The sequence below is a fragment of the Cognatundibacterium rivi genome, from assembly GCF_018139565.1.
GTDB lineage: Bacteria > Pseudomonadota > Gammaproteobacteria > Burkholderiales > Burkholderiaceae_D > Undibacterium > Undibacterium rivi.
Genome location: NZ_JAGSPK010000003.1, coordinates 576,437 through 601,723, shown reverse-complemented (window position 1 = coordinate 601,723; position 25,287 = coordinate 576,437). Strand labels below are relative to the sequence as shown.

The 25,287-nt window shown below is 49.1% G+C and carries 16 protein-coding genes; 13 read left to right on the top strand and 3 right to left on the bottom strand.

The window, feature by feature from the left end; translation table 11 throughout:
• Window positions 1–14: 14 nt before the first annotated feature.
• The 6 genes from KDM87_RS11285 (at window position 15) to KDM87_RS11260 (ending at window position 9,873) form a co-directional block, all read left to right on the top strand.
• Window positions 15–1,793, top strand: a complete 1,779-nt coding sequence (locus KDM87_RS11285; protein ID WP_212679151.1) for a sensor histidine kinase — start codon at window positions 15–17, stop codon at window positions 1,791–1,793.
• Window positions 1,790–3,229, top strand: coding sequence for a sigma-54-dependent transcriptional regulator (locus tag KDM87_RS11280; RefSeq protein ID WP_212679150.1), 1,440 nt, complete (start codon window positions 1,790–1,792; stop codon window positions 3,227–3,229). The genes KDM87_RS11285 and KDM87_RS11280 overlap by 4 nt, the downstream gene beginning before the upstream one ends.
• Before the next feature lie 536 nt (window positions 3,230–3,765).
• Entirely contained in the window at window positions 3,766–6,678 is a 2,913-nt protein-coding gene (locus KDM87_RS11275; RefSeq protein ID WP_212679149.1) for a ribonucleoside-diphosphate reductase subunit alpha, read from the top strand.
• A 148-nt stretch (window positions 6,679–6,826) separates the two neighbouring features.
• Window positions 6,827–7,996: a ribonucleotide-diphosphate reductase subunit beta gene (locus tag KDM87_RS11270; RefSeq protein ID WP_212679148.1), complete on the top strand. Its 1,170-nt coding sequence runs from the start codon at window positions 6,827–6,829 to the stop codon at window positions 7,994–7,996.
• Window positions 7,997–8,420: 424 nt separating this feature from the next.
• A complete protein-coding gene (locus tag KDM87_RS11265) occupies window positions 8,421–9,236 on the top strand; it encodes a histone (RefSeq protein ID WP_212679147.1) in 816 nt (271 codons plus the stop codon).
• Window positions 9,237–9,324: 88 nt separating this feature from the next.
• Window positions 9,325–9,873, top strand: coding sequence for a YggT family protein (locus KDM87_RS11260; protein ID WP_212679146.1), 549 nt, complete (start codon window positions 9,325–9,327; stop codon window positions 9,871–9,873).
• Between the two features lie 9 nt (window positions 9,874–9,882).
• On the opposite strand, the gene KDM87_RS11255 is transcribed toward KDM87_RS11260, so the two are convergent.
• The gene (locus KDM87_RS11255) at window positions 9,883–10,887 is read right to left on the bottom strand and encodes a LacI family DNA-binding transcriptional regulator (protein ID WP_230407714.1); all 1,005 of its coding nucleotides are present in this window, start codon (window positions 10,885–10,887) and stop codon (window positions 9,883–9,885) included.
• 87 nt (window positions 10,888–10,974) lie between these two features.
• Here KDM87_RS11255 and KDM87_RS11250 point away from each other — a divergent pair, with 87 nt between their 5' ends.
• A complete protein-coding gene (locus KDM87_RS11250; protein ID WP_212679145.1) occupies window positions 10,975–12,246 on the top strand; it encodes an amidohydrolase family protein in 1,272 nt (423 codons plus the stop codon).
• A 104-nt stretch (window positions 12,247–12,350) separates the two neighbouring features.
• Here the strand turns inward: KDM87_RS11250 and hemL are convergent, their stop codons facing one another.
• Window positions 12,351–13,631, bottom strand: coding sequence for a glutamate-1-semialdehyde 2,1-aminomutase (gene hemL / locus KDM87_RS11245; protein WP_212679144.1), 1,281 nt, complete (start codon window positions 13,629–13,631; stop codon window positions 12,351–12,353).
• Between the two features lie 76 nt (window positions 13,632–13,707).
• Window positions 13,708–14,526, bottom strand: a complete 819-nt coding sequence (gene thiD, locus KDM87_RS11240) for a bifunctional hydroxymethylpyrimidine kinase/phosphomethylpyrimidine kinase (protein WP_186897049.1) — start codon at window positions 14,524–14,526, stop codon at window positions 13,708–13,710.
• 173 nt (window positions 14,527–14,699) lie between these two features.
• Between thiD and KDM87_RS11235 the strand changes: the two genes are divergently transcribed.
• The 6 genes from KDM87_RS11235 (at window position 14,700) to KDM87_RS17740 (ending at window position 25,230) form a co-directional block, all read left to right on the top strand.
• Window positions 14,700–14,852, top strand: coding sequence for a rubredoxin (locus KDM87_RS11235; protein WP_200179279.1), 153 nt, complete (start codon window positions 14,700–14,702; stop codon window positions 14,850–14,852).
• Between the two features lie 137 nt (window positions 14,853–14,989).
• Window positions 14,990–15,391 (top strand): response regulator, encoded by a 402-nt coding sequence (locus tag KDM87_RS11230; RefSeq protein ID WP_212679143.1) that lies wholly within the window; start codon window positions 14,990–14,992, stop codon window positions 15,389–15,391.
• A gap of 26 nt (window positions 15,392–15,417) precedes the next feature.
• The gene (locus KDM87_RS11225) at window positions 15,418–15,783 is read left to right on the top strand and encodes a response regulator transcription factor (protein ID WP_186882842.1); all 366 of its coding nucleotides are present in this window, start codon (window positions 15,418–15,420) and stop codon (window positions 15,781–15,783) included.
• A gap of 54 nt (window positions 15,784–15,837) precedes the next feature.
• Window positions 15,838–16,419, top strand: coding sequence for a chemotaxis protein CheW (locus KDM87_RS11220; protein ID WP_186897048.1), 582 nt, complete (start codon window positions 15,838–15,840; stop codon window positions 16,417–16,419).
• 57 nt (window positions 16,420–16,476) lie between these two features.
• A complete protein-coding gene (locus tag KDM87_RS11215) occupies window positions 16,477–18,813 on the top strand; it encodes a methyl-accepting chemotaxis protein (protein WP_212679141.1) in 2,337 nt (778 codons plus the stop codon).
• A gap of 90 nt (window positions 18,814–18,903) precedes the next feature.
• Window positions 18,904–25,230 (top strand): Hpt domain-containing protein, encoded by a 6,327-nt coding sequence (locus KDM87_RS17740; RefSeq protein WP_230407713.1) that lies wholly within the window; start codon window positions 18,904–18,906, stop codon window positions 25,228–25,230.
• Window positions 25,231–25,287 lie beyond the last annotated feature (57 nt).

Below are 25,287 nucleotides of genomic sequence, written 5' to 3'. Positions count from 1 at the left end.
AATAAGCTGAGCCCATGGCAGCGACTTTTTCTGTTTTTCCTGAGCCGACGCCCTCGTTCTGGCGATCTCTGCAAACCCTGAATATTTCCCGGGTCATCATTGCCATCAGTCTTTTGTTGCTGCTCAATTTACGCAGCAACAAAGACATCTGGGTATTTTCCCATGTGTTTGCCATTGATATTTGTACCGCCTACTTAATTTCCAGTCTGGGCTTTACGATACTCAAAGTCGTGCACACGCGGCATTTTATTTTGCAACTGCTGTCGCAGATTACGCTCGACATCATCATTATTTCCTTGCTTTATCTCGGCTCCGGCGGCGGGCGTGGTGGCTTTAATATCTTATTTTTGTTTCCTCTGGCGGGCGTTTCGATTCTGGCGCCGTTATTGTGGGCTTTCTTTTTCTGCTCGCTTGTCAGTTTGTTGTTGTTGAGCGAAGGAATGTACCGTTCCCTTGAGTTAGATGATGGTAGTCTGGTTTCGCAGGCGGGTCTGTTCGGTGCCTCCTATTTTGCTGTTGTGTATGTGGTGAATCGTCTCGCGAGTAATCTTATCCGCCAGGAACAACTCGCAGCATTGCGTGGAAATGAATTAGCAATGCAGCAGGCGATCAATCGTCTGGTGATCGCGGATATGGATGACGGAATACTGGTGCTTGATCATTCCGGGCGCATGTTTGAAATGAATCCGGCCGCAGAACGTATGCTTGGCGGAAATCTCAAAAAAGACATGATTGGTATCAAATTGGCAGATGTCATCGCTTTGCGTCCTATGGCGGACACTTTGGCGGATATCCAGATCCGAAATGCGGGTAAGGCACCCAGAGAATTAGAAGATGAGATTTCATTTGTGTCTATTCCCTGCTACCTGGATGAAAGTAAAGGAAGTGTTTCCGGCTCCGCGATACCGCGCTCAGGTTTTGAACACAGTAGTTTTGGTTTCAGATCAGAGCGACCGCATTTTGTCACGCATCTAAAATTGCGGATGATTATCGTCAAAGATGCGAATGAAACTGGTCTGCAGGCGTCAGCGAATGATTACACCGTTATTTTTATGCAGGATGTGTCGGATATTGAGAATCATGCGCAGCAATTGAAACTAGCCTCGATGGGGCGTCTGACCGCCAGTATTGCGCACGAAGTCAGAAATCCGCTGTCGTCCATTTCTTATGCGGCCTCTTTGTTAAACGAAGATATTGCTCACATAGAAGACAATAAAGAGCAGGCAAAACGTCTCTTAAAAATTGTTGACGATAATGTCGGACGTTTAAATCAGTTGATCGAAGATATTCTGAAACTCTCACGTAAGGCACGCAATGATGTCGAGCCTTATTTCCTGATGCCGCTGGTGAGCCAGTGCGTACAGGATTTTGTCGAGATAAAAAAAGTCGCCCCCGATCTGATCGCCGTTGCTCATGATGTTGATTTCAAAGTCAGTTTCGATCCTGGCCATTTGACTGAAATTGTTTCAAACTTGCTGTCGAATGCAGTCCGGTATGCAAGCGGTCGCTCTGGCAGCATTCGTTTGTATGCAATGATAAATCCTGGTGGTCGGCAGGAGTTGCATATTCAGGATGATGGTCCTGCTATCAGTTTTGAAGTCCGTGCACATTTATTCGAACCTTTTTATACGACATCCCGGATGGGAACTGGTCTGGGCTTGTATATGGCGCGGGAATTATGTCTGAATAACAAAGCCTTGCTAGATTATGAATATCGTGTCGATCACAGCGATGCTGAAGACAGTGAGCCTAAGGGGCGTTTCGTGATTAATTTTTCTGGATTGAACGCATGAGCAACATTGGCGGCAACACTTGTCCACGCATTCTGGTGGTTGATGATGAGGCGCATTTGCGCGAGTTGTTAGAGATCACGCTGATTAAAATGGGGCTGGATGTTGATAGCGCCGAAAATCTGGATATTGCGAGAACGCTGCTGGCTAAAAACTGCTACTCCTTGGTGTTGACTGACATGCGTTTGCCTGATGGATCGGGAATGGAGTTAGTGGAAGAGGTTAATCTTCATTATAAAAACACCCCCATCGCGGTGATTACGGCCTTTGGCAGCACTGATAATGCGGTGATTGCTCTGAAGGCCGGGGCGTTTGATTATGTATCAAAGCCCGTTGCTCTCGATCATTTACGCAAACTGGTGCGTTCGGCGCTGGAAATAAATCTGGTCAATGCCGAACCAGAAGTCGCGTCCGATGTGTGTGCAATGACGCCAACCTCGTTTCTGATTGGTTCATCGTCAGGTATGCAGGAAGTCCGTGCGCAAATCAGCTGTCTGGCGCGTAGCATGGCACCGGTCATCATTACCGGGGAATCCGGTAGCGGTAAGGAGCTGGCCGCACGAGAAATTCATACATCCAGTTCGCGCGCTGGCAAGCCGTTTATTGCGGTTAATTGTGGGGCAATTCCTGAGACATTGATGGAAGCGGAATTTTTCGGTTATCGCAAAGGCGCTTTTACCGGGGCGGCAGATGATCGCGAAGGATTTTTTCAGGCGGCGAATGGTGGCACGCTGATGCTGGATGAGGTCGCAGATTTACCGCTGGCGATGCAGGTGAAGTTGTTGCGTGCAATACAGGAACGCCGTATTCGCAAAGTTGGCGCGACGCTGGAAGAGGCTGTTGATGTCAGGATTATCAGTGCCACCCACCAGAATCTGAGTACCTGCGTAGACGAAGGTCGATTCCGGCAGGACTTGTATTACCGCTTAAATGTCATTGAGCTGCACTTGCCACCGTTGCGTGAGCGTCTTGATGATATTGCTGATTTATCTGCTGCGATATTACGTAAGCTCGCTGGTGGTGATGTCACCTTGTCGCCAGCGGCATTGCAGGCTTTACGTGCTTATGATTTCCCTGGCAATGTCCGTGAACTGGAAAACATACTCGAGCGTGCACTCGCGTTTGCCAATGATGGTTGTATACAATTGGTCGATCTGGCGTTGCGCAATAATAAAAAAACGCCAATGGAACAGCATGTTGATGATGTTGTACAGTCTGAGCAGCTGGTTACTGAGACTATATCCCCGAAAGATGAAGATGTTTTTTCTCCTCCGAAGCTTCCTTGTTCCTTGCCTGAATATCTTGAGAATATCGAACGCGAACTGATTATGCGGGCTTTGGAGCAGACCCGACATAACCGGACTCAGGCGGCAGAGCTGCTCGGTGTCAGCTTCAGACAATTGCGTTACCAAATACAGAAATTAAAAATTCAGGATTAGTTTTTCCGGAAATTCAAGCTGCGTTTTTGCCCCCGCTTTCATGCGGACGACGGTATGGTCAGCATGCGGCCATTTTCACTTCGCTTCCTCCCTAAGATCTGCTTCGCCCTGTTGCAGGATTGGCGACACTGATGCTGAAAACCGATAGATAAATATCCTTTAAGTAGTGTGACTATTTTCTGTTAGCACTCACTTACTCAGCTTGCTGCAGATTTCTGATCATCTGCGAAAGTCAATCGCTGCACAAAAAAAATTACTGAAAAATTAGCAAATAAAGCGGTTGCACACCTTAGCGTCGGGTACTAGAATTAGGGCTATAAATTATTTGTGCACTATATATAGTAGTTTTTCTTGTTTTACCTTTCTTGCTTCACATTCCCCTTTTTAGCAGCAATTGATTTAAAAATGAAGAAATAACACGGCCATTTGCCGTGTAAAGCTAGTTTGTAATAAGGCGCAACATTCAGTTAACCCGAGCGTTTCATGATCGTCTGAAGTCATGAGCGACTCAAGATATCACCGACTCTGGAGGTTCAATGCACTCTTCAATGGAAACATCAACACCATCTCATTCCGACCTAAGCTCCGCAGGCGGTAACGCCGTTCAGGCGAGTGCTGGCAGCGGATTCAGCGAGCACCGGGTAATTCGTCGTAATGGTGCCGTAGTTGGTTTTGAACCGCAAAAAATTGCGATCGCAATGACGAAGGCGTTTTTGGCCGTTAACGGTGGTCAGGGCGCCGCCTCTGCCCGTATCCGTGAACTCGTTGAGCAATTGACTTCGACGGTTGTCGCAGCATTGTTGCGCAGACAGCCAACTGGTGGCACATTTCATATTGAAGATATTCAGGATCAGGTTGAGCTGGCGCTGATGCGGTCCGGTGAGCATGATGTTGCCCGTTCTTATGTTTTGTATCGTGCCAAACATCAGGAAGAACGCCGCCTGCAACGCGAAGCGCAACAAGCTTCACAGGCAAAACTGCCGCAAATCCATGTGATTATTGACGGTGAAAAAGTCATTCTCGACATTGAAAAAGTTCGTGCCCTCATTACTGCTGCCTGCGTTGGTCTCGACAAACTGGCGGATGCAGAAGCGATCCTGACTGAAACATTGAAGAACCTGTACGACGGCGTGCCTGTCGAGGAATTGCATAAATCAGCGATTCTGGCTGCGCGTGCTTTGATGGAAAAAGAACCAGCCTACAGTCAGGTGACTTCCCGTTTGCTGTTACACACTGTACGTAAAGAAGTCTTTGGTAAAGAGGTGGCTCAGCAGGATGCTGCCGCTGAATACATTCGCTATTTCCCGCAATTTATCCAGAAAGGCATTGCTGCCGAATTACTGGATACAAAATTAGCGGAATTTGATCTGGACCGCCTGGCAAAAGCATTGGTCGCTGACCGCGATCTGCAATTCAGCTATATTGGTTTGCAGACTTTGTATGACCGTTATTTCCTGCATGTCCGCGGCACCCGTATTGAAATGCCACAGGCTTTTTATATGCGCGTGGCGATGGGCCTGGCGTTGGAAGAAAAAGACCGTAATGCTCGGGCAATCGAGTTCTATCACCTGTTGTCCAGCTTTGATTTCATGAGCTCGACACCGACGCTGTTTAACTCCGGCACACAACGTTCGCAATTGTCATCCTGCTACCTGACTACTGTCTCTGATGATTTGGCCGGTATTTATGATGCGTTGAAAGAAAATGCTTTGCTGGCAAAATATGCAGGTGGTCTGGGGAATGACTGGACACCAGTGCGTTCACTCGGTGCGCACATCAAAGGCACGAATGGTAAATCTCAGGGCGTGGTGCCTTTCCTGAAAGTCGTCAACGATACTGCGGTTGCGGTCAATCAGGGTGGTAAGCGTAAAGGTGCAGTCTGCGCCTACCTCGAAACCTGGCATATGGATATCGAGGAATTCCTCGATCTGCGCAAAAATACCGGTGATGACCGTCGCCGTACGCATGACATGAATACGGCCAACTGGATTCCGGATCTGTTCATGAAGCGTGTGATGGAAAAGGGTGACTGGACGCTGTTCTCCCCATCCGATGTACCGGATCTGCATGATAAATTTGGTAAAGCATTTGAAAGCGCTTACCTCGCTTACGAAGCCAAAGCCGCCAGCGGTGAGATCGAACTGTCTAAAAAAATACCGGCGCTCGACCTGTGGCGCAAGATGCTGTCTATGTTGTTTGAAACAGGACACCCTTGGATCACGTTCAAAGATCCTTGCAATATCCGTAGTCCGCAGCAGCATGTAGGCGTAGTGCACTCGTCGAATCTGTGTACCGAGATCACGCTCAATACGAACGAAAGCGAAATCGCCGTATGTAATCTGGGCTCGGTCAACCTGCCAGCACACATGAAAAATGGCAAACTGGATCACGTCAAATTGCAAAAAACGATCCGTACTGCGATGCGTATGTTGGATAACGTGATCGATATTAACTACTACGCAGTGCAAAAAGCGCGCGATTCGAATCTGCGCCACCGTCCGGTTGGCATGGGTATCATGGGCTTCCAGGATTGCCTGCACATGATGCGTGTGCCATATGCATCGAATGAAGCGGTGCAGTTTGCTGACACATCGATGGAAGCCGTTTGCTATTACGCTTACCTGGCATCGACAGAGTTGGCCGAAGAGCGTGGCACTTACAGCTCTTATAAAGGTTCGTTGTGGGATCGCGGTATTCTGCCGCAAGACTCATTGAAGTTATTGGCGGAAGAGCGTGGCGGTTATCTGGAAGCGGATTTCTCTGAAACCATGGACTGGACTGTGGTACGTGATCGCATCAAGCAATTTGGTATGCGCAATTCCAATTGCGTCGCGATCGCGCCGACTGCAACGATTTCTAACATCATCGGTGTCTCAGCTTGTATCGAACCGACTTATCAGAATCTGTATGTGAAATCGAATTTATCGGGCGAGTTTACTGAGATTAATGAACACTTAGTACGCGATCTGAAATTGCGTGGCTTGTGGGATGAAGTGATGATCGCCGATCTGAAATATTTCGACGGCAGCCTGGCGCGTATTGATCGTATTCCACAAGATTTACGCGAACTGTATGCGACTGCGTTTGAGATTAGCCCATCGTGGTTGGTGGAAGCGGCGTCGCGTCGTCAGAAATGGATAGATCAGGCGCAATCCCTGAATATCTATATGGCGGGCGCATCCGGTAAAAAACTGGACGAGACCTATAAACTGGCGTGGTTACGTGGTCTGAAAACGACGTATTACCTGCGTACGATAGGTGCGACACATACAGAAAAATCTACATCCAAAACCGGTGCGTTGAATGCGGTTGCGGTCGATGGTGGTGCTGGAGCATTCAGTGCTGCGCCGGCGGTGGCTGCGCCAGCAGTTGCCCCTGAAGCTGAGGGGGCTGCTTGCTACCTCCGCCCAGGAGATCCTGGTTTCGAAGAGTGCGAAGCTTGTCAGTAATGCGGTCGGTGTTCAGGCAGTAACTGACATAAATAAAGAACTAATCAATTGAACTTTCAGCGAACGATGTGAGCTATCCATCGTTCGCAATGTCCGGCACATTTTTGCTTATGCGCAAAGATAAAGTGTCATCTTGTAAGGAATAAAAATGTTATCTTGGGACGATGAAGCCACACCAGCAGCGCCATCAACTGTGCGGCCAACAGGTAGTGATGCACAAGCTGGTTTGCAATTGCAGGAAGTTGCGCTGAATCCAGCGTTGGTCAAAAAGACCGAATCTGCGAGCGCAGAAGATATTGCGCGTCGTGTGAATGCTGCCGACAAACGGATTATTAATGGACAGACAGACGTTAACCAGCTGGTACCATTCAAGTACAAGTGGGCATGGGATAAATATCTGGCTGGTTGCGCGAATCACTGGATGCCGCAAGAAATCAATATGCAGCGCGATATTGAATTGTGGAAAAATCCAAATGGTCTGACTGACGATGAACGTCGCTTGGTGACACGTAATCTCGGGTTCTTCGTGACGGCAGATTCTCTGGCGGCAAACAATATTGTGCTGGGTACTTATCGTCACATCACCGCGCCGGAATGCCGTCAGTATCTGTTGCGTCAGGCATTTGAAGAAGCGATTCATACTCATGCGTATCAATATATTGTTGAATCACTGGGTTTGGATGAAGGCGAAATTTTTAACGCTTATAACGAAATCGAATCGATCCGTGATAAAGATCAGTTTCTGATTCCATTCATCGATGTGTTGACGAATCCTGAATTTAAAACTGGCACGACCGAAGCGGATCAGACTTTGCTGCGTTCGCTGATTGTCTTTGCGTGTCTGATGGAAGGACTGTTCTTCTACGTTGGATTTACGCAGATTCTGGCGCTTGGTCGTCAGAATAAAATGATGGGTGCGGCGGAACAGTATCAATACATTTTGCGTGACGAATCGATGCACTGCAATTTCGGGATTGATCTGATTAATACGATTAAGATGGAAAATCCGCATTTGTGGACGGCGGAATTCAGAGATGAAATTAAATCGTTGTTTTTGCGCGCGGTGGAGTTGGAATATCGCTACGCAGAGGATACAATGCCGCGTGGAGTGCTTGGATTAAATGCGCCGATGTTCAAAGGATATTTACGCTTCATCGCAAATCGCAGAGCACAACAAATTGGTCTTGATGTTTTGTTCCCTCAGGAAGAAAATCCTTTCCCGTGGATGAGCGAAATGATAGACCTGAAAAAAGAGCGCAACTTTTTTGAAACGCGCGTGATTGAGTATCAAACCGGTGGAGCCCTCAATTGGGAGTAGCAGCTGAATAAGCGCCCCGGTCTCCTGAAAAGGAATGCTCAAGGTTTGCACGAGATGTAAAACTCGAGAGGCCTCACCAAACTGAATGGACAGTCACAGATTAAATTGCTTGTACTGTTAGTGCCGCAATACCTGGCGAAATCGGGTATTGCGGTTTTTGGCTTTGTGCCTTGAGTTCTGTAACTATTATTGACGTACGCAGGGAACGCGGGCGTTGCAGATTGATCGTTTCAGACGACGATCACAGAGCGAAAATTTTATGGCTGAAGTGCTGCATCATTGAGGGCATGCAGCAGTTCAGCCGATGCCGAATTCATTAGCACAAACATCGTTTATGTTTGTGCCCATGAATAATCCGCTTGAAAGGATAGAGCGGATTTAATTTTTATCCGATTTTTTCCATCTCTATCGAAGGAGAAACAAAATGGCAACAGCACCAAAAACGGCAGCGGGCGATTCCGCCGCTGCGAAAAAGACGACTGCTAAAAAAGCTGTCGCAAAAAAAGTAGCAGCTAAACCGGCAGTAAAAGCAGCTGCAAAGCCAGCAGCAAAAGCAGCGGCTAAACCAGCAGCGAAAAAAGTCGTTGCTAAAGCGGCAGCGAAGCCAGCAGCGAAAAAAGTAGCAGCGAAGCCAGCAGCAAAAGCAGCGGCCAAACCAGCAGCGAAGAAAGCCGTCGCTAAAGTGGCAGCGAAGCCAGCAGCGAAAAAAGTAGCAGCGAAACCAGCAGCAAAAGCAGCGGCCAAACCAGTAGCGAAGAAAGCCGTCGCTAAAGTGGCAGCAAAGCCAGCAGCGAAAAAAGTAGCAGCGAAACCAGCAGCAAAAGCAGCGGCCAAACCAGCAGTGAAAAAAGTCGTCGCTAAAGCGGCAGCGAAGCCAGCAGCGAAAAAAGTAGCAGCGAAACCAGCAGCAAAAGCAGCGGCCAAACCAGCAGCGAAGAAAGCCGTCGCTAAAGTGGCAGCGAAGCCAGCAGCGAAAAAAGTAGCAGCGAAACCAGCAGCAAAAGCAGCGGCCAAACCAGCAGCGAAGAAAGCCGTCGCTAAAGCGGCAGCGAAGCCAGCAGCGAAAAAAGTAGCAGCGAAGCCAGCAGCAAAAGCAGCGGCTAAACCAGCCGCTAAACCAGCTGCAAAAAAAGTAGCGGCGAAAAAAGCTGCACCAGCGAAGCCAGCGACTCCTGATGCAAAAACAGTCGTCAGCCCGAATGCTGCGTGGCCATTCCCGACTGGCAATCGTCCAGCGTAATTTTACGCTACTTGGTTGCCTGACCTTATTCAGGCACAATACCCACTATGTGATGATTCACCTGGTGGGTTTTTTTTGAGGATAACTTGTGCTGCATGGAATTTTTACCTTCGTCATCGATATCGTGACTGGCTTTTTTGCCGGATTCTTGCTGTTACGTTTCTGGATGCAAGTACAACGCGTCCGTCCTCCTGCTGGTTTGGCACAGGCGATTTTTCAAATCACAGATTGGTTGGTACATCCGATACGACGTGTCGTGCCGGGATTTCGTGGCTACGATTGGGCAACGATGGTCGGCGTTTTTCTGACTGCGTTGTTGTCGATGGTATTGGATTTCTGGTTGTTATCTGAAGTCTCATTCAGCACAATTTTGCTGCTTGCAGTATTTCGCGTGTTGCAGTGGGTACTGTATGGTTTGATGGCTCTGCTGGTGCTTGAAGCAATTTTCAGCTGGGTGAATCCACATGCGCCACTGGCACCCTTTATCCGTGCATTGAATGAGCCCTTGCTGTCACCGTTCCGCAAGGTATTACCTTCGCTGGGAGGCCTGGACTTCTCTCCGTTGCTGGTGTTAATCTTATTGCAAATATTGAGCCGGGTGCTCAATGAGTTGATGCCACGCTTGCTGATGCTGTAACCGGAAATCTTAGTTTTCCGGTTTTGCTGTCGATTGACGGACGATCAGCTGAGACCTCAGCATTTCACGTCGTAACGGAAGGGCTGGATTCGTAATTCTGGCCACGAGAACTTGCGCAGTGAGTTGCCCTATATCGTGTTTAGGTTGTGCGATGGTCGTCAATGGTGGCGTGCTGAATGAGGCCAGTGCAATATCGTCGTAACCGATGACGGAGAGCTGTTGCGGTATTTTTACGCCAGCTTCATTTGCTGCGCAGATGCCACCGATCGCCATCAGATCATTGCTGACAAAAATCGCCGTTGGTTTTTCAGGTAAGGCCAGTAACTGTTTAAATGCATTAAATCCGCCCTGGCTGGTAAAGTCACTATGGATCAGATATTCCGTACGGAATTCCAGCTTTGCTTCGGCTAACGCGCGTAAATAACCGGTGACCCGACCACCGCTCGGTAGCAGCGTGTCTGGTCCGGCAACACAGGCGATCCGGCGATGTCCTAACCCTATCAGATAGCGGGTCGCATCATAGCCGCCCTGTACGTGATCGGCTTCAATTAAATCTGCCGCAACGCCTGCCACTTCACGGTCAACCAGCACTTTCGGGATGCCTTCATCGGCCAGCAATTTTGTTAATTCTTCGTCAGATCCTGATGGCACCAGAATCAGACCGTCAATCCGTTTTTCCATCAGTACCCGGATATACGCAGCCTGCTTTTTCGGATCATCATCAGAATTACACAAAATAATGTTATAGCCGAGTTTGAATGACGCATCTTCTATGCCCTGGATTACTTCGGCGAAATACGGATTCGAATTATTAGGAATCATCATACCGAGGGTATGGGTCCGGTCATTTTTTAAACTGCGTGCAACGGCGCTGGGAATGTAGCGTAATTCCTTGATGACAGAGAGAACACGCTCACGGGCATCATCGCTGACAACCCGGGTATTATTGATCACATGCGAAACGGTAGTCGTTGATACGCGCGCTTTTTCCGCGACCTGCTTCATTGTTGCCATAAAAATTCCTGCTTTTCGATGATGAGATTATGACGCAGGATATCGCTAGCGGTTAAAATTTTTGCAAACATCCAGAAAGGATTTCACATGCATGATCTGATGATCCGTAATGCGCATTTGCCCGATGGCCGCAGCGGTGTCGATATTCTCGTGCGGCAGGGCAGGATAGAAGTGATAGCGGAACGCTTACCGAAGATAAGTATTCCTGAAATTGATGCGAACGGGGATTTGCTCAGCACACCGTTTGTTGACGCGCATTTCCATATGGATGCCGTGCTTTCATACGGTTTGCCACGCGTGAATCAGTCAGGAACGCTGTTGGAGGGAATCGCGCTATGGGGTGAACTCAAACCAATGCTGACGCAGGAAGCACTGGTTGCCAGAGCGATCGACTATTGCGACTGGGCGATTGCCAAAGGTTTGCTGGCAATACGTACCCATGTCGATATTTGTGATGACCGTTTGCTGGCTGCAGAGGCTTTGCTGGACGTGAAGCGGCAGGTGGCACCGTATATTGATTTGCAGTTGGTGGCATTTCCGCAGGACGGCTTATTACGCAGTCCGACAGCATTCGATAATCTGAAACGCGCGATTGCGATGGGCGTGGATGTAGTTGGCGGCATTCCGCATTTTGAACGGACGATGGCAGAAGGTGCCGAATCAGTGCGTCTGTTATGTGAGTTTGCTGCAGAAAAAGGTTTGCGCGTTGATATGCATTGCGATGAATCCGATGATCCTCTGTCACGTCATATAGAAACGCTGGCCTTTCATACGCAGCGTCTCGGTTTGCATCATCGGGTGACGGGATCGCATCTGACATCCATGCATTCGATGGATAACTACTACGTCAGTAAGTTGTTGCCGCTGATGCGTGAAGCAGGGGTTGCTGCCATTGCCAATCCCTTGATTAACATTACTTTGCAAGGCCGTCACGATACTTACCCTAAACGTCGTGGCATGACACGCGTTCCAGAAATGCTGGCAGCGGGAATCGACGTGGCTTTCGGACATGATTGCGTAATGGATCCCTGGTATAGCCTGGGGTCGGGTGACATGCTGGAAGTAGCGAGCATGGGTTTGCATGTTGCCCAAATGACCGGGCAGCAGGCGATGCGACAGTGTTTCGATGCCGTGACTAAAACACCCGCCAAAATCATGGGGCTGGAAGGCTATGGTTTGCAGCCGGGCTGCTTTGCGGATTTCGTTATTCTTGATGCTGCCAGCAGTATTGAGGCATTACGTTTGCGCCCGGTGCGACGCTACGTGATTAAGCGCGGTCAGATCATCAGTGAAACCCCAAAACAGGAGGCTAGCCTGCATTTGTCTGGCAGAGAAACACGGGTGAGTTTCAGACGGTAAGGAGATGGAAAAAGCGCATAAAAAAGGAAGGGTAAAACAGGACTCTGAGTATTCACGCGGCTGACAGGCTATTTTTGCTCTGGCAACCGCGTGAATATTAGGAGTTACAGTGTTGAGAATGCTTGTTTGGCTGCTGCTATCGTCGTATCAATAATCGCATCGTCATGCGCGATCGAAACGAAGCCTGCTTCAAAAGCCGATGGTGCGAGATAAACGCCAGCATCGAGCATCAGATGGAAGAAACGATTAAATTTACCTTTGTCCGTCGCCATCATCGCGGCATAGGAATCGGGAATCTGTGCCGCGAAATACAGACCAAACATGCCACCGACCGCGTCTGCACAGAAATCAAAGCCTGCTTGTTGTCCTACCGCAGTCAGGCCATCCGCGAGTTTGCGGGTTTGTGCCGTCAATTGCTCGTAAAAACCTGGTTGCTGAATAATTTTTAATGTTGTCATGCCTGCCGCGACGGCGACCGGGTTGCCTGATAAAGTCCCCGCCTGATAGACGCCGCCGAGCGGTGCCATGTGCGCCATGAGATCGGCACGTCCACCAAATGCGGCCACTGGCAAGCCACCGCCGATGACTTTACCCATGCATACCAGATCGGCCTGTATTCCATACAAGGCCTGAGCCCCTTGCAGTCCGACGCGGAAACCGCACATCACTTCATCAAAAATCAGCACGCTGCCATGCTTAGTGCAAAGACGGCGCATGGTTTGCAGGAATTCTGGCGTGGCACGAATCAGATTCATATTGCCCGCAACTGGCTCAACAATTATGCAGGCGATCTGATCCCCGATCGATTGGAATACATCTTCCAGTTGCTGACTGTTGTTATAGTCGAGCACCAGTGTATGTTTGCTGAAATCTTCCGGCACACCTGCCGATGTCGGGTTGCCGAAAGTCAGCAAGCCGCTGCCAGCTTTCACTAACAACGCGTCGGCGTGGCCGTGGTAGCAACCCTCGAATTTAATAATTTTGTCGCGTTTAGTCGCTCCGCGGGCGAGGCGCAACGCACTCATCGTCGCTTCAGTTCCGCTCGATACCAGGCGGATTTGCTCTACGCCTGGAACGATGTTGCAGATTTCTTCCGCCATCAACACTTCGCCTTCGGTCGGCGCACCAAAGCTCAATCCGCGGGCGGCAGCTTCCTGAACGGCTTTCACAACATCAGGGTGTGCATGGCCGACAATGGCGGGACCCCAAGAGCCGATATAGTCGATGTAACGCTGATCTTCTGCATCCCAGAAGTAGGCGCCCTCAGCACGGGTGATAAAGCGAGGCGTACCGCCGACGGAGCGAAAAGCTCTGACCGGAGAATTGACGCCGCCGGGAGTCGTTTTTTGCGCACGTGCAAACAGGATTTCGTTTTTATTCGTCATGATAGAAAGGATAATTGGTTCGAATGGTGTTGCCGCTGGATGATGCGTTTATACAGCGTGTACAGACAGTGTGTATTCAGTGTTCAGGTTCTCTCGCCCAGAAATAGCGGTCAGGAATCAGTTTCCCCATCCCTAACTGCTGCGCGTGGCTCACGGCCGCCATGGTAAATTCCTGTGCTTCCATTACCGCCTCTGGAATCTCAAGACCCGTTGCCAGTAAGGCTGTAATTGCAGCGGAGAGCGTTGACCCTGCTCCGGCATGAGAGCCAGGCACGCGTTGCCAGACGTCTCGTCTGACGATACCAGATTCGCTGAACAGCGTATTTGCGACCTCTCCGCTGTTGCACGGTGTTCCGGTGACAAAAACATATTCGCAACCGGAATCAATTAACGCCATCGCATCTGCCGTTAAGTCTTCCGGTTCTGCATTTTCCTTCCAGGTTTCTGCCAGGCGTGACAGTTCCACCGCTGAAATCAGTAATAACGTCGCTTGTGGGATTAGTAATTCCCGGATAGATAAGGTCAGGTCTTCTGCATCGGGAATGTGATCTGTGATTGCGGTATTAAATGGATCCAGAATCAAGGGCATTTCCGGATAATCCGAGACGATCTCGGCAATGGTCGTGACGTTATCCACGCTACCGACCTGGCCGACCTTAATCGTGAGCACGGGCATATCTTCCAGAACGGTTCTGGCTTGCTCGTCAATCAGATCCGCGTCTAATGGATGGATGCCATCAATTTGCGATGTATCGCCAGTAAGAATGGCGGTCACAACTGGCAGTCCGTGGCAGCCCATTGCGGCAAATGATGCCAGATCCGCAAACAGTCCCGTTGCTCCGACCGGGTCTGAAGCACCAAAACTAAGAATAATGGGAGAAATTTGGTTTTGCACGTTTGGTAGATTAATATAGGCAACCTTGACGAACCAAGGATGGTTCGAAAAAGAAAAATTACGCAGAAATGCAGGCTTTTGTAATTTTATGCAGGATATTTAATATTTTACTTGATTGAAGGATTTTAGTCGTGAGTGAGAGTGCTGGCGAAAAGCCACAGTATAAAACATGGATGTGTCTGATTTGTGGCTGGGTTTATGATGAAGAACAAGGTTCCCTCGAAGATGGTATTCCTGCCGGTACTTTATGGGATGATGTACCCATGAACTGGACTTGTCCTGAGTGTGGCGCCCGTAAAGAAGATTTTGAAATGACAGCAATTTGATAGGAATGTGTCTTTTAGACTATAAAAGTGTGTCTTTTTGGCGATACGGAATGTTTATTGCAGGGAAATAAACGCCAGATCGAAATTTTTTTTGTTAAAGTGGTAGCTTGCTATTTTTCTGTCGGGAAGATGATTTTATGTCAGCGTTGGCAAGCAATGAAAACTTGAAAATCATGGTGATTGACGATAGCAGCACGATACGTCGATCGGCAGAGATATTCCTCGGACAAGCTGGTTATACAATCGTCTTGGCTGAGGACGGCTTTGACGCACTCGCAAAGATTAACGATTCTCATCCTGACCTGATTTTTTGCGACATTCTGATGCCAAGGCTGGATGGTTATCAAACCTGCGCCTTGATAAAGAAAAGTGTCAAATTCAGGGATACACCTGTCATTATGTTATCTTCCAAGGATGGACTGTTTGACAGAGCGCGCGGCGCCATGGTCGGTTCTGATGAATATCTGACCAAACCTTTTACAAAAGATAGTCTTTTGAGAACTGTGCGGAATTACACGACCGATACACAGGAAAAATAATTCAGTTTTATGTGAGGAATTAGCGAATGGCTATTCAAAAAATATTAATAGTAGATGACTCTCCTACAGAGCGTTATTTTTTAACGGAAGTTTTGGTTAGAAATGGCTTCTCTGTATCTACCGCTGAAAATGGCGAGGAAGCCCTGACAAAAATTAAGGCAGATAAACCACAGTTGATTCTGATGGATGTAGTGATGCCTGGGCAAAACGGTTTTCAGATCACGCGTGCTATTGCCAAAGATCCGGAAACACAGGATGTGCCAATTATCATCTGTACCAGCAAGAATCAGGAGACAGATCGTATCTGGGGTTTGCGTCAAGGCGCCAAGGATTACCTGGTAAAGCCAATTGACCCACAAGAGTTGTTGGCAAAAATTGCCGCTCTTAGTTAATGATCCGCAGATCGCCTGCTTGTCTCTATTTAAAAGAAATACCCGGATAGCCTCATGACTAAGACTTTGAGTGACTCTGCTGCTAACCTTGAAATTACCAAGTCAGACAGTGGTGTGCGACGTACGCGTTTGCGTGAGTTTCAGGCGCAGTTGGTTGAGCGTATGCAGGCTGCGCAGCGTGGCGGCTTCTCCAAGCTTAGTCAATTGGGGATCATTATCGGGCAGCAGCGTTATTTGCTTGATCTGCGGGAAGCTGGTGAAATTGTCAGTGCCACACTACTGACCAACGTACCATTAACTAAGGATTGGTACGTGGGATTGTCAAACATCCGCGGTAACCTGACCAGTGTGGTTGATTTGTCGCGGTTTCAGGGATTTGAACTGACCAAACTCGACAATTCTTGCCGTATTGTCGGTTTTGCACCCGCGTTGGGGTTCAATAGTGGTTTGCTGGTCTCGCAGGTTCTGGGTTTGCGTAACCTTGCTGAGATGGAAGAGATTGCATCTGGTGAGACTGACGGGAATAGTCAGGAGTGGTTGCAAAGACGGTTTCGTGACCGTGATGGAAATGTGTGGCATGAACTTAGCCTGGCTGCGTTGGTGCAGAATCAGGATTTTCTGCATATAGGTTTATAGTCAGTGCTTCATTTGAAGCAACGCTGACAGATATTCAATCGTTTAGGAGATTCAGTAATGGCATTGAAACTACCGTTCTTGTCCAAGGGAAAAGAAAATCCGGAAATTGACGGAGCAGAAGTTGCGGCAAGGTCATTCGGTAATGCTGGCTCGGTTGAAGTTGAGGAGGCCAGTAACGTGAAAATGTTAACGCCAGAATCATCTCAGGAAGGCGAGCACAAGCAAGCTGAAACTGACTTCGATACGACTCATAATCGCGCTGATGCGACATTCATCGGTGACGCTTTGGAAAAAGGCGGCGACATTTATTTACCGATCATCGGCAAAATGTCATTGCAAAGGCAAATGCGCATTCTGTCCACAACCATGGTCGGTGCGTTAGTGGCTGGTGCATTTTTCGTTTGGCTCAATGCGAATCATTCTGCGCTGATCTCCACGCAGGTGCAGATTTCCGGTGACGTGCTGATGCATTCCCAGCGTATTGGTAAGGCGGCACCAAACTCGATTCAGGGTAACGTTCAGGCGTTTAAACAGCTGGAAGACAGTCGTAAAGAAATTAATAACGATCTGAAAGTCCTGCTGGATGGTGGTACTTATCAAGGTCGTGATGTTAAATCTGCCGACTCCACTCTTGAGCCCGTTTTAAAAGAAACCATCAAAGCGTGGCAGAATTCTAATAAAGCATCTGAAACCATTTTAGCTCGTCGTCAGGAACTGACCGGTTTTGGTCAGACGCTGCAAAAGCTGAATTCGCTGTCTCCGGTTCTGCTGGAATTGACTGAGCAGATTTCTACGCTGAAAGTACAAGGCGGTGGATCCGCTCGTGAGATTTCTGCTTCCGGTCAGTTGGTCATGTTGACCCAGCGTCTGGGTCGTAGCGCGAATGAATTCTTGACTTCTGAGGGTGTTAATCCAGAGACTGCTTTCCTGCTAGGTAAAGATACGAATACTTTCCGCGATCTGGTGGAAGGTTTTCTTAACGGTAGTGAGGTTCTTCGGCTGACGCCGACGAAAGACGCGGATACTCGCGAAAAACTGGAAGAATTGAAAAAGGCTTTTGCTGAATATCAGGCTTCGGTTTCCACTATTCTGGGTAACTTGCAAAACTTCATTGCCGCCAAACAATCTGAACAGTTATTGTTTAACGAAAACGAAGAGCTGAAGTCGAAACTGACTAAGTTACAAAAGACATATACGGATCAGCAGGATTCCACCAGTTTTTCCTTCTGGCTGATGTTGATTTCCGCGGCCGTTGCGTTAGCATCTGCGGTTGGTATTGCTTTGGTTCTGTTGCAGGATAGCCGTAATCGCGCTAAAGAAGCGAATGAACGCCGTCAGGAAGCTGCGGAGCAAATGTTGCAAGCGCAAAAACAAGAGGAAGAAGCGAAAGCTGCAAACGATCAGAATCAGGCCGCGATTTTGCGACTGATGAATGAATTGCAGGAAGTTGCGGATGGTGACTTGACTATTCAGGCGACGGTTTCCGAAGATATTACAGGCGCGATTGCCGACTCGGTTAACTACACAGTGGAAGAGTTGCGTGGTCTGGTCGGCCGGGTTACGACGACAGCTGAACAAGTTACGTCTGCGTCGAATCAGGCGCAAGGTATTTCAGATAACTTGTTGGAAGCGTCAGAGCAACAGTCGCGTGAAATTTCCGATGCCGGTCAGGTAGTTCTGACGATGGCGCAGGATATTACCGACGTTTCGCGCTCTGCGAATGAGTCTGCAGAAGTTGCGCGTCAATCGGTTGCTGCGGCGGAACAGGGCGCGCATGCGGTGGAAGATGCGATCAAGGGTATGAACGAGATCCGCGAACAAATTCAGGAAACGTCTAAACGGATTAAACGTCTGGGTGAATCGTCCCAGGAAATTGGTGAAATCACTGAACTGATTTCTGACATTACCGAACAGACCAACGTACTGGCGCTGAATGCGGCGATTCAGGCGGCATCTGCAGGTGAAGCAGGTCGAGGCTTCTCGGTGGTTGCGGAAGAGGTGCAGCGTCTGGCGGAACGTTCAGCTGAAGCGACAAAGCAGATTGGTGCGCTGGTGCGTACGATTCAAACGGATACTCATGACGCGGTTGCCGCGATGGAAAAATCGACACAGGGTGTGGTTGAGGGAGCAAAACTGTCAGATGCGGCAGGTACCGCTTTGTCTGAGATCCGTAGCGTTTCTAACCGTCTGGCCGAACTGATTCAAGGCATTTCTCTGGCGACTGAACAGCAAGCGACGTCAGCAAACGGTGTTGCACAAAATATTCAGCACATTCTGACTATTACCGAACAGACCCAGAACGGTACACAGCAAACATCCGAGTCGATTAAGCAATTGTCTCTGTTGGCTGAGGAATTGAAAAACTCAGTATCCCGTTTCCGTGTAACTGCCTGATTTTCCAGTCTATGGGTTGCTTAAAACGACCCTATCATATTTGCAGACGATGAACCGCGGTTCATCGTCTCTTGAGTTTGCGGAGCGCGCATGACATCCGATTTTTCAAATTCGTCACATCTGCCTCAGGAACAGTTTGATACTGGACCACTCTCCTGGGTTATGCCCGAGGTGCGGGAAGCGATGACCAACGCTGGCAAAGTGCTGACTGAAGCGCTTGCACAGGATGTTGACGCAAGATCTACCACTTTATTGCATGCGAAAAGTTATTTGCATCAGGCACATGGTGCTTTGCAAATCGTTGATATTGACGGCGTTTCTATCGTCACTGAAACCATTGAGGAATTGATAGAACGCTTGCAAAGCAGTCAGTTGGAAATGACACAGGCAAATATTGATGTCATTCTCGACGCTTTTCATGCTGTATTACGTTACCTTGAGGATTTACTTTCCGGGGCACCGCACCAGCCAGTCCGATTGTTCCCTTATTACCGTGCACTCCTTGAGCTCAAGGGGGCGGAGCGGATACATCCGGCAGACTTATTTTTCCCAGCGTTATCTGTCAGCGAAAGAATTCCTGAACTCGCTGTAACGCCAAATGGCAAACCTGCGAATTACAGTGGCTTACGTCAGCGTTTTGAGAAATTGCTGCTGACGGTACTGACGAGCAAAGATCAGCAAAAGCGACGCGAAGCAGCCGAGAACATGCACGGCCTGATTCATGAAATCGATCAGATGCAGACCAATTCTCAGGCGAAAGCTTTCTGGGTTGTGATGAGGGCATTTGTTGAGGCGGTCGCCGATGGTGGGATCGACGATCAGCAATACGTCAAACAAATTTTCGGGCGTATTAATTTACAAATCCGTCGTCTTGTCGATGGTGTCAACACGATTCCTGAGCGTCTGCTCAGAGATGCCTTGTTCTTTTTAGCTCAGGTAGAAAAACCGTCTGCGTTTGTGTCCAGTATTCGTCGCGCATATCAACTGGATAACAAAGTACCGACTGACTATAACGAAAAAAATTATGGTCAGATTGCGGCAGGCGTATTAAGTACTGCAAAAGAACAGCTGACCGCTGTTAAAAATTTATGGGGCCGGATTGCGAACGGCGATGCCAGTCTGGCTGATAAATTTTCGCAAAAAATGAAGGATCTGGCAGAGACGGGCACGGGTTTAAATGTGCCCTCGCTATCTAAGCTTTTACGCGAATTAAGCGGTATTGCCAGACATGTCGCACATTCTGCAGATGGCAGTAAGCTGGCTCTGGAATTGGCGACAAGCTTGTTATTCGTTGAAAATGCACTGGATCAGATTACCCGTTTACCAGCACATTTTTCCGAGCGCGCGGATGAAATTACTGCACGCTTATTATCGGTTGTATCCGGCGATGAGCCGCAGTCGCAAGCAGCCTGGATGGGTGAAATTTCGCGCGAGGCACAGCAGCGTCAGACCATGACGGTTCTTGTTTCTGAAATTCAGACGAGTTTGCGTCAGGTTGAAAAAACACTGGACGAATACTTCCGTGATCCTGCGCAAAGTGAATCTCTGCATTCGATCGATAACATGCTGCATCAGGTCAGTGGCGCGATGGCGATTCTGGATCAGGATGCGGCGATGCAAGCCTTGGAAACGACCAGACAGACGGTTGCTACGTTGGCGGACTCCAAAGAGTTGTCTGAATCTGATCGTGAAGCTGAGCATCAAAAACTGGCGCAAAATATTGGCGCTCTGAGTTTTTTCATTGAAACTTTGCAGACACAGCCAGAAACAGCGAAAAAGAAATTTGTGTTTGACGCTGAAGCGGGTCTTTTCCGTCCTAATCTGTTGGATGCACCGGCGCAGAAAGAGTTATTACCTGTCAGCGAGGATGTGATTTTCTCAGCTGATCAGTTACAAGCTTCCACTGAAGAGTCCTCTTCCGTTTTAACCGCAGAAAAAGAATTACTCAACCAACAGCACGAATCGGCACGTCTCGCTGTGTCTCTTGCTGAAAATCCTGACGATAAAACACTGAAGGCGCAGTTGAAAGATTCGCTGGAGTCTGAACGCTCGGTGGCGACTTTATTGGATGACTCAGCTGCAAGTGGTCGTGCAAAAGCAGCGATTGAATTGCTTGGGTCAGGTGAAGAGTCACATTCAACGGAGAGTTTGCAGGATATCGTTGCCGCCACCTCACCGGTTGCTGTGGCGGAAGTGAAAGCGACGACTGTTGCTGCTGTTTTGCCGCAAAGTGACGAGGCAATTGATGCTGAGTTGCTCGAAATTTTCCTGACAGAGGCAGATGAAGTTTTGCATTTTGTCCAGGACACCTTGCCGCGTTCACGTGCTGATGTTGACAACCAGGAATATCTGACCAGCTTGCGCCGCTCCTTCCATACATTGAAGGGCAGTAGCCGCATGGTTGGACTGAATGTGTTCGGTGAAACTGCCTGGAGCATTGAGCAGGTGATGAACTTATGGTTGTCGGAATCGCGTCGTGGTGATGACAATCTGTATGCACTACTCGATCGTACAGCGAGTGAGATGAATGCCTGGGTTGATGAGCTCAAGCAATCAGGCCAGTCGGCAAGAACCGGCGCTGCGATTATCGCTGCAGCAGAACGAATCAAAGCCGGTCTTGATTTTCAGGACGCTGACGAGTTACCAGCTGTAGTGTCAGAAATGCCAGAGCAGCCTGTGGCAATTGAGCCTGAAGATGAATTGTTGCCAGAACCTGTAGCACATGATGTATCTGAAGTGGAAGAATCCGCGATTGCCGGGGCGCTTGATGAGCCCCTTATTGCAACTTCGCTTACTGTGGACGGTGATGCATTCGCGATTCTTGATGACGGTGCAGAAACGATAGAAGCGTTGCCGTTAGTGGATGTGGCTGCGGATGTAGCGACAGACGAGCTGACATCTGGATTTGAGCTCAGTGCATTCGACGATTTGCCAAGTGCGGCGAACATATTGGCTGAGACGGCAGCAACGCTTGATGACGTCACGACGGCGCATCCTTTACCTGCGTCAGATGACATCTTTATTGCCGCTGATACTGCAACAACTGAATCGATTGAATCAATCAGTTTTTCTACTCCCGATGCGGTTGCTGCGGACATTCAAAATCCGGTAACTGAACCTGAAGAAGTTGTTGATTTGCTGAGTCCGGTGGAAGAGCAGATCGTAGCAACTGTCATGACGTCTGAGGATACTGTTGACGAAGTTTCTTCTGTTGCCGATATTGAAGACTCAGTACCACAGATAGTTGAGGCGCCGGTTGCAGTGGCTGAGCCAGCTTCTGATTCTGCTGGCGCAAAAATTATCGAATTTCCGGAGTTGAATAAGCCGGTCGTGACGATCGATGACAATGTCAAACGTATCGGTGATCTTGAAATCAGTCTGCCGCTGTACTCAATATACATGGCAGAAACCGACGAAATCGTTCGCTTCCTGACGCAGGATTTATCTGAGTGGCGCCACGAACCTGAGCGTCATGTTTCTACACACGCGATTCATGCGAGTCATTCTCTTGCCGGCAGTTCTGCAACTGTTGGTCTGATTCCGTTGAAAGAGTTGGCGCATAGTCTGGAATCTGTTTTACAGCGCCTTGAGCGTCATCCGGTTATGTTGACCTCTGCTGAATTCGACATGCTGGATCATGCGTTGGAGTCTGCAAAACGGATGCTGCAGAAATTTGCGTTGTCTGAAATGGCAGAGTTTGCCCCTGATGATGTCAGACAGTTAGATCAGTTGTTGGCGGCGGTTATCGCTCGTTCCAGCTCTGGTGCAGATGAGGAATTCATTACCTCAACAAACGAAAAACTTAATCCGGCAGATTTGTCAGGAATTGACGTTGCAGAAGAGCTGTCCGGTGATGGACTTGCGGAAACACCAACTGAAGAATCTGACAAACTGAATCTGGCGGATGAGACTGTCGTGCAGCAACTGAATGTTGCATTGCCCGAAAGCGCACCGCAACAAGCAACACAGGTCAAAGATGACCTCGATCTTGATTTGTTGCCCGTCTTCCTCGAAGAAGGAAACGACTTATTACCGATGGTAGGTCAGTTGCTGCGCAGCTGGCAGGCACAGCCTGATGACACGGCAATACCGCAGTCGATTGCACGTCTGATGCATACGATTAAAGGTAGTGCCCGGATGGCAGGTGCGATGGGCTTAGGGCAGCACATCCATGACATGGAAACGCGTATTGAAAGTCTGATGCACACCAGTGGTGCGGTACGTGCGCCGTTGATGGATGATTTAATGGCGCGCCATGATTACAGCATGCAGTTGTTTGATCGTTTGCAAAACCCTGAGACTCACGTTGAACCATTGCTGCCTGAGCCATTAACCGCAGCACAAGAACTGGATCAATTCCAGGAAGCATTGGTCGCGAGTGAAGCAGGTATCGCTCCTGCGGAGACCGTCGAAACGCCGCGTGAAATGGTCAGCCTGACACCTTTGATGCCGATTGCCGATAGTCAGTCTGCGGTCAGGACGACGGCTATTCCACATGCTCCTGTCAGTGCGCCAGCAACTGCAGGTGCGCCTGTACCTTTGGTGCGTGTACGCGCCGACGTGCTGGATCGCTTGGTCAATCAGGCCGGTGAAGTGTCTATTTCTCGCTCACGTTTAGAGAATGAAGTCAGTACTTTGCGCTCGTCATTAGGCGAACTGACCGCTAACGTCAGTCGCTTGCGTGATCAGTTGCGTGAAGTAGAGATTCAGGCTGAAACGCAGATTACATCACGTATGGCGCTGTCTGGTGATCGTGAATTTGATCCGCTGGAGTTTGACCGTTTTACCCGTTTGCAAGAGCTGACCCGCATGATGGCGGAAAGCGTGAGCGACGTGGCAACCGTGCAGACGAATCTGACGCGGACGATAGATGGCGCTTCCGGTAATTTGCATGTGCAGGCGCGTCTGACCCGTGAGTTGCAACAGGATCTGATGCGTGTGCGTATGATCCCGTTTGCGAGTGTTTCCGAGCGTTTGTATCGTGTGACCCGTCAGACTTCGAAAGAAGTTGATAAGCGCGTCAATCTGGATATCCGTGGGTCCGGCGTTGAAATGGATCGTGGCGTTCTGGAAAAAATGGTCGGCCCGTTTGAGCATCTGTTGCGTAACGCGATTGTGCACGGTATCGAAACACGTGACGTACGCCGTCTTAATGGCAAACAAGAAACCGGTGAGTTACTGATCGAGATTCGTCAGGAAGGTAACGAAGTTGTTATCCGTTTCAACGATGATGGTCAGGGACTGGATTTGCAAAACATCCGTCAGAAAGCGCTCAGCGTTGGTCTGATCGGTACAGATGAAACGCCGGGTGATGCTGAAACTGCCAGCCTGATTTTTGAACCTGGATTCTCAACGGCGAATGAAGTAACAGAGCTGGCTGGACGCGGTGTCGGTATGGACGTTGTCCGTTCTGAGGCGGCCTCGCTGGGTGGTCGTGTTGAGGTTTCTACGGTAGAAGGTAAGGGCGCGGAATTCACTATCCGCCTGCCGCTCACGCTTGCCGTAACACAGGTCGTGTTGCTGAGTGCTGGTGGGCGTACTTATGCGGTGCCATCGGTTCTGGTCGAACAAGTGCAGCATCTGAAGTCGAATGCATTGGCCAATGCCTACAATGACGGTGCTTTGATGTGGCAGGGACAACGTGTTGCGATGCATTATTTGTCTGCCCTGTTAGGTCAGCGTGACGCCGTGCCTGTGACCCAGCAATACACACCGTTGCTGATCATGAAGAGCGGTACTGATCGCGTAGCGATCCACGTCGATGATATCGTCGGTAATCGTGAGGTCGTTGTTAAAAACATTGGCCCGCAACTGGCACGTATGGTGGGTATTGCCGGTGCGACTGTACTGGGTTCCGGTGAAGTCGTTTTGATTCTGAATCCTGTTCCTTTAGCGCAGCGGGCTGAACACGAACATGCTCGTTTGCCGCAATCCGGTTCTGAAGTGGTTTCTGATTTAGGGGCCGTCGCTGATTTGCATCAGGAAAATACTACAGCGCAGGTGAATGCCGAGCCGGTGCAGGGTTTGCGAACCCAGCATATCGTGATGGTCGTTGATGATTCTCTGACGGTGCGTCGCGTTACTCAGCGTTTGCTGACACGTGAAGGCTATCAGGTCGTGCTGGCGAAAGACGGTATTGATGCGTTGGAACAGCTGCAATCTGTGACGCCTGACGTGATGCTGGTCGATATTGAAATGCCGCGCATGGATGGTTTCGATTTGACGCGTAACGTTCGCAGTGATGCTCGTACTGCACATATTCCTATCATCATGATTACGTCGCGTACTGCCGATAAACATCGCAACTACGCACGCGAACTTGGCGTGAATGAATATTTCGGTAAGCCTTACCGTGAAGACGATTTACTTGAAGCGATTGTCGGTTTTGTTGGTAAAGAGCAGGCAGTTGTAGTGTAAGTAATTCCTGATTTGGAAAATAAAAAAAGCAGAGATTCGTCTCTGCTTTTTTATGTT